A 15,274-nucleotide genomic window follows, 5' to 3' on the forward strand; every position below is an offset into this window, starting at 1 on the left:
AATTAACAAATCAAATAATATTAAAATATGGAATCACTAATGATTTACATGCCAATAGCTTTGGCGCTTTTAGGATTAATTTACATGATAGTGAAACAGTCATGGGTTATGAAACAAGATGCTGGAGATGGTAAAATGAAAGAAATTTCAGATCACATCTATGAAGGTGCATTGGCTTTCTTAAATGCTGAGTATAGATTGCTTGCTGTTTTTGTTGTCATCGTAGCTGCTGCGTTAACCGCTGTATCTTTTATTGTACCTACAACACACTGGCTAATTGTAATCGCTTTTGTTTTTGGAGCTGTGTTTTCTGCATTCGCTGGAAATATAGGAATGAAAATCGCAACTAAAACAAACGTGAGAACAACACAAGCAGCTCGTACTAGTTTACCAAATGCTCTTAAAATCTCTTTTGGAGGAGGAACTGTTATGGGTCTTGGTGTTGCTGGTTTAGCAGTTTTAGGTCTTACAGTATTCTTCATTATTTTCTTTCATGTGTTTATGGATGGGGTTTGGACCTCTACAATGGACATGACAATTGTACTGGAAACATTAGCTGGTTTCTCACTTGGTGCTGAATCTATTGCACTTTTTGCAAGAGTAGGTGGAGGGATTTATACGAAAGCTGCCGATGTTGGAGCCGATTTAGTTGGTAAGGTAGAAGCTGGTATTCCTGAAGACGATCCTCGTAATCCTGCTACAATTGCAGATAACGTTGGTGATAATGTAGGTGATGTTGCTGGTATGGGAGCCGATTTATTTGGGTCTTACGTTGCCACTGTATTAGCTGCAATGGTTTTAGGTAATTACGTGATTAAAGATATGGGAGGCGCCATTACTGATGCTTTTGGAGGTATTGGTCCAATCTTATTGCCAATGGCAATTGCTGGTGCAGGAATTATTATTTCTGTTATCGGAACTATGTTAGTGAAAATAAAGAGTAATGATGCTAAAGAAGCTCAAGTAATGGGAGCTTTAAACGTTGGAAACTGGACGTCTATCATTTTAGTGGCTGTATCTTGTTTTGGATTAGTGACATGGATGTTACCTGAAACCATGCAAATGAACTTCTTTGGTGAAGGTTTACAAGACATTTCATCTATGCGTGTGTTTTATGCTACTTTAGTTGGATTATTTGTAGGAGCCGTGATTTCTTCGGTTACTGAATATTATACAGGATTAGGTAAAAAACCAATCCTAAAAATCGTTCAACAATCTTCTACAGGTGCAGGGACAAACATTATTGCTGGTTTAGCAACAGGTATGATATCTACATTTCCTTCAGTATTGTTATTTGCAGGAGCAATCTGGGCATCGTATGCTTTTGCTGGTTTTTATGGCGTGGCATTAGCAGCTTCTGCAATGATGGCAACTACAGCTATGCAGTTAGCAATTGATGCATTTGGACCAATTTCTGATAATGCTGGTGGTATTGCAGAAATGAGCGAACAAGAACCAATCGTAAGAGAACGTACAGATATTTTAGACTCTGTTGGAAATACAACTGCTGCAACAGGAAAAGGATTTGCTATTGCTTCTGCTGCATTAACCTCATTAGCGTTATTTGCTGCGTATGTAACGTTTACTGGAATTGATGGTATCAACATCTTTAAAGCACCAGTATTAGCGATGCTGTTTGTTGGTGGAATGGTGCCAGTCGTGTTTTCTGCTTTAGCAATGAACGCTGTAGGTAAAGCGGCTATGGAAATGGTACAGGAAGTACGTCGCCAGTTCAGAGACATTCCTGGAATTATGGAAGGAACTGGGAAACCAGAATATGATAAATGTGTGGCGATTTCGACACAAGCGTCTTTAAAAGAAATGATGTTACCTGGTTTATTAACGATTGGATTTCCATTGATTATTGCATTTGTTCCAATGATATTTGGGATGAATCATTTAGCGATTGCTGAAATGTTAGGTGGTTATATGGCTGGTGTTACAGTATCTGGTGTGTTATGGGCAATCTTCCAAAATAATGCTGGTGGCGCTTGGGATAACGCTAAGAAGTCTTTTGAAGCTGGAGTTGAGATCAATGGTGAAATGACCTTTAAAGGATCTGATGCCCATAAAGCAGCTGTAACTGGTGATACTGTTGGAGATCCATTTAAAGATACATCTGGACCTTCAATGAACATCTTAATTAAGTTAACCTGTTTAATTGGTTTAGTAATAGCTCCAATCTTAGGAGGTCATACATCTGAAGAAGGTTTAACAATGACTGAAGATGTTAATATTGAAATGACACTAGACACTGAAGATCTTGCACAAGCAACTATTACCTATTCAACTGTTGAAAATGGTGTTGAAGTAATTAAAGAAAAAATCTTCAATGGTACTCTAGCTCAAGTTGAAGCAGAATTGGAAGCGTTTGAAAAAACAACAGTTACTAAAACCGAAGGTGAAGTAAAAGTTGAAAAAGTAATTAAAAAGATGGAAGTAACTAAACAGTAGTTTCTACCCTATGTAATAAAAAAAAGCCACGTTAATCGTGGCTTTTTTTTATTACTAAAACTTAGACCTTATACTTATTGTGACCTACGTTTTGTGCTAATTAATATCGCAATTGAATTAATAATTACACATTAAATTATTTAAATTTCCGTAATATTTTAGATAAGCAGATGAACTATGATCATTTAACAACATTAGGTATTGCTTTCGGTTTAGGTTTGCTTGTTGGTATGCAACGCGAAACAACTGATAATAAAATGGCTGGCGTACGAACATTTACCCTAATTTCCATTTTGGGTGTCATGGCTGGTTTTTTGACCGAAGTTTATGATAACCCGTTTATACTACCTGCTATTGGTATGGCTATCGCAGCCATGCTCGTTATTGCGAATATTATTAAACTTAAAAAGCTGAATGATGCAGACGTTGGTCAAACAACAGAAGTAGCAGCATTACTCATGTTTGCCATAGGAGCGTATCTTGTTATGGGCAGTCAGTTAATTGGTGTTTTAGTTGGAGCATCAATGGCTATTTTATTATACATTAAAGATCGCCTTCATGGGTTTATAGATAAATTAAAACCTAAAGATGTCAATGCTATCATGACTTTGGCAGGAATTAGCTTGATAGTACTGCCAATACTTCCCAATAAAGCCTATGGTCCTTATGATATCATTAACCCAAGAAACATTTGGTTAATGGTCACCTTAATTGTTGGAATTAGTGTCATAGGTTATTTTATTTACAAGTTTGTCGGAAAAAAAGTAGGTGTCATATCAAACGGTATCCTTGGTGGACTTATAAGCAGTACTGCTACAACAGTTAGTTATGCACGAAAAACAACTGATACAGCATCTATTAGCAGACTTGCAGTTTTTGTCATTACTACGGCTTCTGCAGTGTCATTTTTACGGGTTTTATTTGAGGTTGGTTTAGTCATACCTGAGCATTTGGGTGTTATAGCTTTACCAATTAGCGCAGTTGTTTTAGTAATGATATTAATTTGTGTCGTGTTATTTTATATGCTCAGTAAAGACGAGTTAGAAGACAAGAAAATGCCTGAACCCGATAATCCTGCACAATTTAAAAGTGCAATAATTTTTGGTCTGCTTTATGGATTCATTCTTTTAGCAGTCGCCTTTACCAAAGAAAAATTTGGAAATAATGCACTTTATATTATCTCAATCATCAGTGGATTAACAGATGTTGATGCCATAACCTTATCTTTGTCACAATTAATCAAAGAAGGAAATTTAAAAGCATCTTTTGGCTGGAAATTAATTTTATTAGCTGGTTTATCAAATATGCTGTTTAAAGGTATAATGGCTATTGTTTTAGGAACAAGGCAGATGATAAAATGGATTGTTATTGCTTTTGGAATTACTATAGCTACAGGGCTATTGATTATATGGCTTTGGCCTGAATCTTGGTTTTTATAATAGTTAGTATGTTAAAAAAAGATCCCTTACAAATTGTCATCTTTCAAAGTTATGGTACTGATACGCATTTTTATTTACGCGGACGAGCACTTGAAGACGAAACAATTGATTTAGAGCAGAAGGGCGTTTTTGGTTTGATTATCAATTCTTGGAAACGCTTTGAAACTGATGAAATCAAACACACAGAACTTAAAATTACCTTACCAAACAATACCGTTTTAAAAACAATTACAGATGATCATGGTTATTTTAAAATAAACGAACAGATTGAGGGTTTAAACAACTTGATAAATGATGAAGGCTGGTTAAACATTAAGGCATCTTACAACGACGTTAACATTAAACGTAATATTCAGAACAAAAATAGATTTCCTGGAGAGTTGTTGATTCCTTCTCCAAATGCTGATTTTGGAGTCATAAGTGATATTGACGATACAATCATTCATACTGGAGTTGTATCAACTTTAAAATGGCGCGTAGTAATCAATAGTATTTTTAAAAGTGCGACAAGCCGTATTCCACTGGAAGGTGCTGCTGATTTCTATCATAAGTTACACAGAGGTGCATCTGGTAAAAATGCCAATCCGATTTTTTATGTAAGTCATAGTCCGTGGAATTTATATCGTTACCTAGAATTTTTTCTAAAACAGAATGGCTTTCCAAAAGGTCCGATTTTATTACGAAGCTTTAAAGATATCTTTAATAAGAATTCTGGAGAACGATCTCGAAAGCACATTGAAATTATTAATATTCTTAAAACGTATCCAAAACTTAAGTTCATATTAATTGGAGATAGTGGTGAATACGATGCCGATATTTATATAGATGTAGCCAGAGAATTTCCAGATCAAGTAGCCGCTATTTATTTACGACATGTAAAACATAAAAAGAAAATGCAACGTGTGGTGTCTTTGTTTAAAGGTTATAATCAAGTTCCTGTTTTACTGGTGAAAAGCAGTGAAGCTGCTATTGTACACGCTAGAAAGCATGGTTTTGTCGCTTAATAATTCTGTCAATTCGTCTTTTGTTTTGCTGCTGTAATAAAGAAGGATAAAGATTAAAGATGATATTGAATACAAATAGAATTGCTGCATAAACCGCTTGCCCTTTCCATAATTTTAAAATGGCAACCACTAATATAATAACAAAGGCGATATAATGACTAACTTCAGAATAGGTCATTTCTTTTCTTACTTCTTGCAATTCTGAGATGCTTGGTCTGGTTTCAAATTTTAAATTCTGATTAAAGTATTTAAAGAATGAGTTTTTAAGAGCCCATTTAAAGGCTTTCATTCCGATGATTTGAGAGGTAGATTCTTTTTTTATAAGGTTGAAATGAGAGTGTTTTGAGTAGAATATGGTGTTTTTAATAGCATTGTTAATTAGTAAGCCGATGGTCCAGGAACCAAAAACGAATGCCATTGCATTAAGAATATAAATTAGAATTGTCATTATATAATTAAGTTCTAGCCATGCGTTAAGGATGGAGGTATTGTTGGAGCTCCTCAAAGAGAGCGACTACCGAGAGCCTGGCATTTTGTGATCCTAACAGGTTTTTAAAACCTAGTTGGTATGAGCAAAATGCAACGCCCAAATACAACTCAAACCATTAAAACAATCCGTTTATCTGTGCATCAATCTTATTAATGATGCCGCCTAAATCTTCAGGATTTACAACGAAATCGAGAGGGTCAACATCAATCACTAATAAGTTTCCCTTGTCGTAACCATGAATCCAGGCTTCGTAGCGTTCGTTTAGTCTGCTCAGGTAATCAATGCTAATTGTGTTTTCATAATCGCGACCTCTCTTATGAATTTGTGCCACAAGGTTTTGAATAGAGCTTCGTAGATAAATCAATAAATCTGGACCTTCAACAAAGGATTCCATTAAATCGAAAAGCGAGCGATAATTTTCGTAATCGCGATTGGTCATCAAACCCATAGCGTGTAAGTTTGGGGCAAAAATATGAGCGTCTTCATAAATGGTGCGATCCTGAATGATATCTTTACCACTTTGACGAATTTGCGCTACTTGACGAAATCTACTGTTTAAAAAATAGACCTGTAGATTAAAACTCCAACGTTCCATCTGATTGTAAAAATCATCGAGATACGGATTGTCTACAACATCTTCAAGTTGAGGTTCCCATTTGTAATGTTTAGCGAGTAATTTTGTGAGTGTTGTTTTACCAGCACCTATATTTCCTGCAACTGCAACGTGCATATCTAATTGATTTTTAGTTGGTATATATGGAGTTTTTCAAGATCGTAAATATACAAGGTTTCATTGGTCAATAAAAACTGATTTATTAACAATTTTGGAAGGTTTATAGGAACAATAGCTTCCTTTTTTTTATGCTTAAAATATAAGTTGCCATCTTTTTGTAAAATAAGATGGCCATCGCTTTTTGATATTTTAGTATAACCTGTATTTTCAATTTTTGAAATCATGCTACCAAAGTAATTGTATTGATATAAAAAGTTTTCGGTAAGCAGCCAGCAATAGTTATAATCACTTTCTAAATCTAAAATTAAAGATTGCACAGGAATTGCTGAAAATCGTGTTTTGTTAGCTTTGTAGTCATAGAGTTCTAATTGCTGAAGATCGATATTAAAAACCCAAAGCGTATTATCAAATCCTGTAGATACGTGAGAAATGTATTTATAAGGTTGGATGGTATTGAAGTCTATTTTGAAAATTTCAGCTAAGCGATTATCTAAAATAATAACCATGTTGAAATCCTGATAAAATAAATTAATCTTTAAGGGATTGAATGTATTTGCCGTTGTAATTTCGCCTAATTGATAATTGCTGTAATTTATTGATGTACCATCTTTATTCTGTTTGTAAAGGGTATGATCTTTTAGGTAGTAAAAAATACCAAAATTATCAATATCGACAATTTGATTCACTTTTAAATCTGTAGAACTGATAAGACTAGCATCAATAGATTCTTGACTATTGATAGACATTGAAATGAAAAAGCAAATGTAAACGAAATATCGCATAGGGATTTGAAAAGTACAAAAATCAAACCACTTTTAGCAGATTAATTTGTGATCAAAACCCGAAGCGTTTAAATTTTAAGAGAATTACTTTTACCTTGTTTGTTATAAAGTTTAGCCATCTAAAATAATTTAAGATAAGTTTAACCTTTAAAGGTTTAACTAATCTATACTTTTTGAGTCTAACCTATTTTTATGCGCTATTTTTAACGCGTTAATTTTAGAGACCCATATTATGAAATCAATTACCATCACATTTTTAACATTACTGCTTTTTATAAGCGGTTCACTATTAGCTCAAGATTTTCAAGGACAAGCCATTTACCAAACCAAAACCACAGTAGATATGAGTGGTTGGGGAGGAGGTCAAATGAGCGATCAACAAAAAAAGCAAATAGCAGAACGAATGAAAAGTATGTTAGAAAAAACTTACGTGCTTAATTTTACTCGCAGTGAATCTACCTATAAAGAAGAAGAAAAATTAGATGCTCCTGGTTCTGGAGGTAGTCGTTGGGGCGGAATGATGAGTAGCTTTACTGGTGGTCCTCAATATAAAAATGTTAAGGATAATGTCATATTACAAGAGCAGGAGTTTTTTGGGAAACAGTTTCTGGTGAAAGATTCTCTTCCACAATTAGAATGGAAACTCAGCAGTGAAACAAAGACAATAGGACAATATACTTGCTTTAAAGCAACTACAACAAAGCCTGTTGATGAGATGGATTTTATGAGTATGCGTAGAAGAGGTAGAGATAACGATGCTAAAAAAGAAGATGAAAAGAAAGAAGGCACAGAAACAGCAGATTCAACAAAAACAGATTCAGATAATCCTATGGAAGAATTTGAAGTCCCTAAGTTTGTCATTGTGACAGCTTGGTATACACCTCAAATTCCTGTAAGTACAGGTCCTGGTGAGTATCACGGACTTCCAGGTCTAATTTTAGAAGTACAGGCAGACAGAACTGTTATGCTTTGTACTAAAATAATCATGAATCCTCAGGAAAAAGAAGACATCACCAGACCAGACAAAGGAGAAGTGGTTACACGCGAAGCTTACAATACCATTATGAAAGAGAAGATTGAAGAGATGAGACAAATGTATGGTGGACGAAGAGGTCGAGGACGTTAATAATCAACATAATTAGTTTCAATTTTCTTTAAAGAACCATTCAAAGAAGCAAATCCACTTAAATGAAAAACATATTTATTCTAGCACTATTATTTGTGACGAGTCTTGCTAGTGCTCAAATTACTGTTCAAGGTGTCGTAAAAGATAGTATTGGTGAACCACTTGAATTAGCAAATATTATAGCAATTAATAAAGAAACTAAAGCAATGGCTTCTTATGCCATATCAAATGACAAAGGCCGATTTAAACTCGATTTAGATAAAAACACGACCTATACAGTTCAAGTCAGTTATATTGGTATGAAGACGCTTTCTGAGGAGGTCGCTACCAAAGAAGATAATATTACAAAAGACTATACATTACAATATGATAATGCACTTGCAGCAGTAGAGCTAACCTATGAAATGCCAGTAACCATTAAAGGAGATACGTTGGTTTATAATGCAGATTCGTTTAAAGATGGTTCCGAACGAAAGCTGGAAGACGTTCTCAAGAAATTACCTGGTGTTGAAATAAATGACGATGGTCAAATTGAAGTCGAAGGTAAAGTCGTCAATAAATTAATGGTTAACGGAAAAGATTTTTTTGATGGTGATTCAAAATTAGCAACAAAAAATATTCCATCAAATGCCGTTGATAAAATACAGGTATTACGTAATTATTCAGAAGTTGGTCAGTTGAGTGGTGTTCAAAATAATCAAGACAATGTTGCCATAAATATCAAACTTAAAGAAGGTAAAGAAAATTTCTGGTTTGGTGATGTAACTGCTGGCGCAGGAACAGCACCAGATAAAGAATTGTATCTGGTACAGCCTAAACTATTTTATTACAGTCCGAAATATAGCATTAACGTCATTGGAGACATCAACAATATTGGAGAAGTTGCTTTGACAAATCGAGACATTAGAAATTTTGGAGGTGGATTTAGACGACCTAGTCAGAGTAGTGGAACAAGTATTGATTTAGGAGACAATGGGCTTGGAGGACTAACAAATCTGGGCAATGCTCAGGAAATTGAATCTAAACTTGCAGCAGCTAACTTTAGTTATTCTCCTAATAAGGCTTTAGATCTCAGCGGTTTTTTAATCTATAATAGCAGTCGTTTAAAAACACGTGAAGAAAGCTTTGTAAGGTATATAGATCCTAATTTAGGAATTCCTAATGAAGAAACCGTTCAAACAGGAAGAGAAGCATCAAACCAAGGTATAGCAAAGTTGAGTGCATCTTATAAACCGAACATTAATAATCAATTAGATTATGATCTTCTCGGTCGTATGTCAAGTGATTCAGAAAGACAAAATGAAGTGTCTTCAGTTGTTGGAAGTACTAATCAGTTAAATGAAGTAAAGCCATTTAGTATCAATCAAAATTTGAATTATTATTACACGTTAAACGAGAAAAATATTTTTGCTTTTGAAGCCCAGCATTTAATCAAGGACGAAGATCCTTTTTATAATGCCTTACTGGTTAACGACCCAACTAATAATGGTGATGCTCCTCAAGACCAAGATGCTTTTGATAATACCGCATTAGCTTTAGGTTTTAATAGAGACCAGTTTGGGTATAACCTAAATCAAGACAGACGTATCAAATCTAATCAGTTAGATGCTAAATTAGATTACTACTACATCCTAAATAATAAGAGTAATATTAATCTAACCTTTGGTACAATTTTAAGCAATCAAAAGTTCAATTCTAATATTTTTCAGTTTTTAGATAATGGATCCTTGGTAGATCCAGTAGCAACATTAACCGATGGTGATGGAAATCTTTTAACAAACGAAAATGATACAGAGTATAACTTTAGTGATGTGTATTTAGGATTCCGTTACAGGGTTAAAACAGGAAAGTTTACCATCACGCCAGGATTTTCATTACATGCCTATGGTAACAAGAACACACAGTTCGGAGAAGAATATAAAGACAATTTCTTTAGAGTAATGCCAGAATTTGAAACACTCATTCAATTTAAAAAGAGCGAAAGCTTGACGTTTCGTTACAATATGAGTAATTCTTTTACTGATGTAACGAGTTTAGCCGAAGGATTAGTTTTAAATAGTTTTAGCAATATCAGTTATGGTAATCCCGAGTTACAAAACTCATTATCACACAACTTAAGTTTGAGATATTTCAGTTTTAATCTTTTCAATTATACCAATGTATTTGCAATAGCTAATTACAGTACAAATATTGACCAAATTAGAAGTACGACAAATTTTGATAATGTTATTAGAACAAGTTCCTACTTCAATTCAAATTTTGCAGATGAATCTGCCAATGTATTTGGTCGAGTAGAACGTACGTTTAAAAAGATTAGAGCAAGAATGGGTGTAAGGTTTTCATACTTTAAAAGAAACCAATTTGTTCAAGATATACGAACAGTAAACGAAAGTTTTTCTCAATCATACTCACCAGAACTACGTACTAATTTTAGAGAAGCACCAAATGTGCGTTTGAGATATACATATAGCATTACAAACAATGATCAAGGTGCAACATCTACAAAGTTCATTACAAATTCACCATCTGTAGAGTTTGATGCTTACTTATGGAAATCTGTCACGTTTAGAACAGATTTCACTTACACTAATCAAGATGATGGCGAAAGATCTCAATCTTTTCAAACTTGGGATGCGAGTTTAGCGTATAGAAAAGACAAAGATGCAAAATGGGAATATGAAATTAAAGCCTCTAACTTGCTCGATATTGATTCCCGAGTTAATAATAGTGCTGGTAATATTTCTGTATTTAATTCAGAGACATTTATCCAGCCAAGATTTTTAACCTTCAGGGTGATTTATACATTATAGAATTTGGGCGTTACCTATAGGTCAGGCTCTCGGCAGTCGCTCTCTGCGAGGAGCTCCAACAAAGCCTCCATCCTTAACGCGTAAAAAAGCCTTCTTTTCCTATGGTTAGGAAAAGAAGGCTTTTTAGCTTCAAGAGTTTTACTGTTAATGTTATAATAAAGATTTATAAAGTGTTTAATGATTTATTAAATTTGTTAAACAATAAATCAACTCTGAAATAGATTATGAAAGCACAAACCAAAAAGATAAGTCTAATAGTATTAGCATTTATGATGTCGTTAAACCTATATGCACAAGACTTTCAAGGACAAGCAACTTATATTTCAAAATCTACGATGGACTTGGGAAATTGGGGAAAACGACTTAGTGAAGCTCAAAAAAAGCAAGTCATGGCTAATCTCAAAAACAGATTAGAAAAAACCTATATATTAAATTTTAATAAAGAAGAATCGTTCTTTAAAGAAGGAGATAAACTTGATGCTATGTCTGGAGCTACAGATTCTTGGGGCAAAAATTTTGCTGCAGGAGATCAATACAAAAATGTGAAGACCAATACACAAATTCAAGATCAGGAGTTCTATGGCAAACGGTTTTTAGTTAAAGATAGTCTCCAGCCAATTCAATGGATTATAGGAACTGAAACCAAACAAATTGGAAACTACACCTGTTTTAAAGCGACGGCAAGTATTCCTACAGATGAACTCACCTGGTATTCATTTTCTTGGGATAAACTAAGAAGAGGTAATGCTGCTGAAACACCAGATGGCGAAACAGCAGAAACAGAAATACCAATGACTGAAGTTGAAGCCTGGTACACACCACAAATTCCTGTAGCTCATGGACCATCAGAGTTTTGGGGACTTCCAGGATTAATCCTCGAAGTGAGTGCTGGTGACACAACCATGTTGTGTTCTAAACTTGTTATAAATCCACAAGAAAAGTTAACCATTGAAGCACCAGATAAGGGAAAAGAATCCACTAAAAAAGAATATCAAGAAACGCTTGTGACCAAAATGAAAGAGTTTCGTGATAATCGTATGGGAAGAAGCCGTCGATAAAATTACTATTGAAAAAGAAAAAGAAAAAAGCCTTCTCAACTTGAGAAGGCTTTTTTTGTAAAACATTTTCAGTTTAATAATCTCTTAAAACATGAACAACGACTTTAATCTTATGAGAAACACCTTCAGTATCTTATATTGGATGAATTCCTCAACGGTATCGCAAACACTCAAATGACATAAGGATATTGAAGGGCTTGTAAAACTATAATTTATTTCACCAGAACAATTAAACGTATTAAAATCGATAGCTTTTATTTTAAATACATAAACGTTGTTGCATCTAAGTGTATTAATATTGAATGAGCTATTGAGAACCTTGTCAACAAATACGTTACTGTCATGTGTAGTAAAATATATCCTTCACGAAATGGTTGCATGTGTTTTGCAAAAACATGGAGTATAAGATAGAGCATTTTGCAAACGAACGTCCAATAAACATATAAAAAAACCTCTAAGTGTTAAGCTTAGAGGTTTTAAAATTTGATTTTTATAGTCTATAATCCAAAAACAGATTTAACTTTATCTACGTAGTCTAATTTTTCCCAAGTAAATAACTCTACATCTAAAGTGATAGGATCACCATTAGGCTGTTCAAAGGTTTTGGTTACCGTTTCGCTATCACGACCCATATGACCATAAGCTGCAGTTTCGCTATACATTGGTTGACGTAATTTTAAACGCTCTTCAATTGCTGCTGGTCGCATGTCAAAAATTTGAGATATTTTTTCTGCAATCTCTCCATCAGTAATATTAAAAGGACATGTTCCGTAAGTGTCAACAAATATAGATGTAGGCTTAACAACACCAATAGCATAACTAACCTGAACTAAAATTTCGTCACAGATACCAGCTGCGACCATGTTTTTAGCAATATGTCTCGTAGCATAAGCAGCACTTCTGTCGACCTTACTTGGGTCTTTTCCAGAGAAAGCGCCTCCACCATGAGCACCTTTTCCGCCATAAGTATCCACTATAATCTTACGACCTGTTAATCCTGTGTCTCCATGTGGACCACCTATTACAAATTTACCAGTAGGATTTATATGATAGGTAATATTATCATTAAATAAAACTTGTATGTGTTCTGGTAACTTGGCAACAACTCTTGGAATTAAAATATCAATAATATCTCTTCTAATTTTAGCTAGCATGTCTTCATCATTACCAAAATCGTCATGTTGTGTAGAAATTACAATAGCATCAATGCGTTGAGGGACATTGTCATCACTATATTCAATAGTAACCTGACTTTTCGAATCTGGTCGTAAATAAGAAATCTCTTTATTCTCGCGTCTAAGTTCAGCGAGTTCTTTTAAGATTCTGTGTGATAAGTCTAATGCTAATGGCATATAGTTTTCCGTTTCGCGAGTTGCATAACCAAACATCATTCCTTGATCTCCTGCACCTTGCTCATCTTTAGTTGCTCTATCTACACCACGATTAATGTCTTCAGATTGTTCGTGAATGGCAGAAAATACACCGCAAGAGTTGCCGTCAAACATATACTCGCTTTTAGTGTAACCTATTTTGTTTATAGTATCACGAGCAATTTTTTGAACATCTAAATAGGTGTTCGACTTTACCTCACCAGCCAAAACCACCTGACCAGTGGTAACTAAGGTTTCACATGCTACTTTTGATTCACTATCAAAAGCTAAAAAGTTATCTATTAAAGCATCACTAATTTGATCTGCTACTTTGTCTGGATGTCCTTCTGAAACACTTTCTGAAGTAAATAAATATGCCATAATCTCTTAAATATTTGTTTTTAAAATGTTGTTGAGATTGCGTTGAACGCTAGAGAAGTTATAAATCAACTGCTTTAGCATTTTTTAAAATACTGAGTATTCAGTATTAGAGGTTGCAATCAGAACAAATTTTTCCTCTTTTATTATTTGGATACAAAAGTACAGATAATATTGAAACTGGTGATTAGAAATTGATATAAATTAGATTACGATAAAGATTTATAAAATGAATCCGTGAAACTTAATCTGCACTGTAAGGATGTGTTATATGGGGTGATTTAGAATAAAATATCGTAAAACTTGCAAAAAGCAGAATAATTTTCTATTTAAACTTCAGTATATTCTACTTTTTAGAATAATTTTCTATTTAGTTTGGTTAATAAATTTAAATTTTGCAATATTTGTGTTCACAAAGTTCAATCACTTATTGAAATGTTATCATGAAAGGCTGAGGGAATAGACCCATTGAAGCCTTAGCAACCCTTATGCAATTAAGTAGGTGCTAAATTCTACCTCATTCTGATTATTCAGGATGTTATGGACAGATAAAACACAAAAAGGGAATTCTCTTACTTTCCTGATGACATTTTATTTAGATTTTTAAAATGTCAAACATATCACAAGCTTTACAAAAACGAATATTAGTTCTCGATGGTGCTATGGGAACTATGTTACAACGCTATAATTTTTCTGAAGAAGATTTTAGAGGTGAGCGTTTTAAAGATTATCCAACATCTCTAAAAGGAAATAACGATTTGTTATCGCTCACACAACCACAGGCTATTGCAGCTATTCATAAATTATATTTTGAAGCTGGAGCAGATATTGTCGAAACCAATACATTTTCAGGAACTACAATAGCCATGGCAGATTATAATATGGAACATTTGGTCTACGAGCTAAATTACGAATCTGCTAAAATTGCCAAGCAAGTTGCTAATGAATTTACCAAGGCAAATCCTGACAAACCTAGATTTGTAGCAGGAAGTATTGGTCCAACTAATAAGACCGCAAGCATGTCTCCTGATGTCAATAAACCAGAATACAGAGCCATCACTTTCGAAGAACTACGTGTAGCCTATAAGTTACAAGTTGAGGCTTTAATTGATGGAGGAGTTGATGTGTTATTAGTAGAAACCATTTTTGATACGCTCAATGCTAAAGCGGCTTTATTTGCCATTGAAGAAGTTAAAGAGGAACGTGAAATAGAAATTCCTGTTATGGTGTCTGGAACGATAACTGATGCTTCAGGACGCACATTATCTGGACAAACTGTTGAGGCATTTTTAATCTCAATTTCACATATTCCTTTGTTAAGTGTTGGTTTTAATTGCGCAATTGGTGCTGAGCAACTTAAACCCTATTTACAACGGTTGTCTCACGAAACCGAGTTTTATACCTCAGCGCATCCTAATGCTGGTTTGCCAAATGCTTTTGGTGAGTACGACCAGTCTGCAAAACAAATGCAAGCATTAATTGAAGCGTATCTCAAAGATGAATTAGTAAATATTATTGGTGGTTGCTGCGGAACAAATCCAGAACACATTAAAGCCATTGCCGAAGTAGTTCAAAATTATCAACCCAGAAAAACTGTCGGTTCAAGTGCAGTCGAGAACTAATTTATAAG

Annotated in this window: 11 protein-coding genes and 1 riboswitch; of the genes, 7 read left to right on the forward strand and 4 right to left on the reverse strand. The window is 34.3% G+C overall.

Annotated elements, in window-relative coordinates:
* The first annotated feature begins 27 nt into the window (after positions 1-27).
* From ACRHNM_RS13235 to ACRHNM_RS13245, 3 genes are all read left to right on the forward strand, one after another.
* Positions 28-2,454: a sodium-translocating pyrophosphatase gene (locus tag ACRHNM_RS13235; protein WP_431137120.1), complete on the forward strand. Its 2,427-nt coding sequence runs from the start codon at positions 28-30 to the stop codon at positions 2,452-2,454.
* 170 nt (positions 2,455-2,624) lie between these two features.
* Positions 2,625-3,893 (forward strand): MgtC/SapB family protein, encoded by a 1,269-nt coding sequence (locus ACRHNM_RS13240; protein WP_431137121.1) that lies wholly within the window; start codon positions 2,625-2,627, stop codon positions 3,891-3,893.
* An 8-nt stretch (positions 3,894-3,901) separates the two neighbouring features.
* Positions 3,902-4,897, forward strand: coding sequence for an App1 family protein (locus tag ACRHNM_RS13245; protein ID WP_431137122.1), 996 nt, complete (start codon positions 3,902-3,904; stop codon positions 4,895-4,897).
* Here the strand turns inward: ACRHNM_RS13245 and ACRHNM_RS13250 are convergent.
* The 3 genes from ACRHNM_RS13250 to ACRHNM_RS13260 all read right to left on the reverse strand — a co-directional run bounded on the left by ACRHNM_RS13250 (position 4,872) and on the right by ACRHNM_RS13260 (position 6,902).
* Positions 4,872-5,345, reverse strand: coding sequence for a hypothetical protein (locus tag ACRHNM_RS13250; protein WP_431137123.1), 474 nt, complete (start codon positions 5,343-5,345; stop codon positions 4,872-4,874). The genes ACRHNM_RS13245 and ACRHNM_RS13250 overlap by 26 nt on opposite strands.
* 157 nt (positions 5,346-5,502) lie before the next feature.
* Positions 5,503-6,117 (reverse strand): deoxynucleoside kinase, encoded by a 615-nt coding sequence (locus tag ACRHNM_RS13255; RefSeq protein WP_431137124.1) that lies wholly within the window; start codon positions 6,115-6,117, stop codon positions 5,503-5,505.
* A 2-nt stretch (positions 6,118-6,119) separates the two neighbouring features.
* Complete coding sequence (locus ACRHNM_RS13260) at positions 6,120-6,902, reverse strand: hypothetical protein (RefSeq protein ID WP_431137125.1); 783 nt, start codon at positions 6,900-6,902, stop codon at positions 6,120-6,122.
* Positions 6,903-7,134: 232 nt separating this feature from the next.
* Here ACRHNM_RS13260 and ACRHNM_RS13265 point away from each other — a divergent pair, with 232 nt between their 5' ends.
* The 3 genes from ACRHNM_RS13265 to ACRHNM_RS13275 all read left to right on the forward strand — a co-directional run bounded on the left by ACRHNM_RS13265 (position 7,135) and on the right by ACRHNM_RS13275 (position 11,896).
* Positions 7,135-8,028 (forward strand): GLPGLI family protein, encoded by an 894-nt coding sequence (locus ACRHNM_RS13265; protein ID WP_431137126.1) that lies wholly within the window; start codon positions 7,135-7,137, stop codon positions 8,026-8,028.
* Positions 8,029-8,090: 62 nt separating this feature from the next.
* On the forward strand, positions 8,091-10,838 hold the full coding sequence (locus tag ACRHNM_RS13270; RefSeq protein WP_431137127.1) for a carboxypeptidase regulatory-like domain-containing protein: 2,748 nt from the start codon (positions 8,091-8,093) through the stop codon (positions 10,836-10,838).
* A gap of 224 nt (positions 10,839-11,062) precedes the next feature.
* Complete coding sequence (locus tag ACRHNM_RS13275; RefSeq protein ID WP_431137128.1) at positions 11,063-11,896, forward strand: GLPGLI family protein; 834 nt, start codon at positions 11,063-11,065, stop codon at positions 11,894-11,896.
* A 497-nt stretch (positions 11,897-12,393) separates the two neighbouring features.
* On the opposite strand, the gene metK is transcribed toward ACRHNM_RS13275, so the two are convergent.
* Positions 12,394-13,647, reverse strand: coding sequence for a methionine adenosyltransferase (gene metK / locus ACRHNM_RS13280; RefSeq protein WP_431137129.1), 1,254 nt, complete (start codon positions 13,645-13,647; stop codon positions 12,394-12,396).
* A 432-nt stretch (positions 13,648-14,079) separates the two neighbouring features.
* A riboswitch (SAM riboswitch) is annotated at positions 14,080-14,199 on the forward strand.
* 53 nt (positions 14,200-14,252) lie between these two features.
* Between metK and ACRHNM_RS13285 the strand changes: the two genes are divergently transcribed.
* Complete coding sequence (locus ACRHNM_RS13285; protein ID WP_431137130.1) at positions 14,253-15,266, forward strand: homocysteine S-methyltransferase family protein; 1,014 nt, start codon at positions 14,253-14,255, stop codon at positions 15,264-15,266.
* The last annotated feature ends 8 nt before the right edge of the window (positions 15,267-15,274 follow it).

The organism is Psychroserpens mesophilus (assembly GCF_050617655.1).
GTDB classification, from domain to species: domain Bacteria; phylum Bacteroidota; class Bacteroidia; order Flavobacteriales; family Flavobacteriaceae; genus Psychroserpens; species Psychroserpens mesophilus_A.

Bases quoted from the DNA above. Each gene is read 5' to 3' on its own strand.
- ACRHNM_RS13235 (WP_431137120.1), top strand. From the start codon at position 28: ATGGAATCACTAATGATTTACATGCCAATAGCTTTGGCGCTTTTAGGA.
- ACRHNM_RS13240 (WP_431137121.1), top strand. From the start codon at position 2,625: ATGAACTATGATCATTTAACAACATTAGGTATTGCTTTCGGTTTAGGT.
- ACRHNM_RS13245 (WP_431137122.1), top strand. From the start codon at position 3,902: ATGTTAAAAAAAGATCCCTTACAAATTGTCATCTTTCAAAGTTATGGT.
- ACRHNM_RS13250 (WP_431137123.1), bottom strand. From the start codon at position 5,345: ATGACAATTCTAATTTATATTCTTAATGCAATGGCATTCGTTTTTGGT.
- ACRHNM_RS13255 (WP_431137124.1), bottom strand. From the start codon at position 6,117: ATGCACGTTGCAGTTGCAGGAAATATAGGTGCTGGTAAAACAACACTC.
- ACRHNM_RS13260 (WP_431137125.1), bottom strand. From the start codon at position 6,902: ATGCGATATTTCGTTTACATTTGCTTTTTCATTTCAATGTCTATCAAT.
- ACRHNM_RS13265 (WP_431137126.1), top strand. From the start codon at position 7,135: ATGAAATCAATTACCATCACATTTTTAACATTACTGCTTTTTATAAGC.
- ACRHNM_RS13270 (WP_431137127.1), top strand. From the start codon at position 8,091: ATGAAAAACATATTTATTCTAGCACTATTATTTGTGACGAGTCTTGCT.
- ACRHNM_RS13275 (WP_431137128.1), top strand. From the start codon at position 11,063: ATGAAAGCACAAACCAAAAAGATAAGTCTAATAGTATTAGCATTTATG.
- metK (WP_431137129.1), bottom strand. From the start codon at position 13,647: ATGGCATATTTATTTACTTCAGAAAGTGTTTCAGAAGGACATCCAGAC.
- ACRHNM_RS13285 (WP_431137130.1), top strand. From the start codon at position 14,253: ATGTCAAACATATCACAAGCTTTACAAAAACGAATATTAGTTCTCGAT.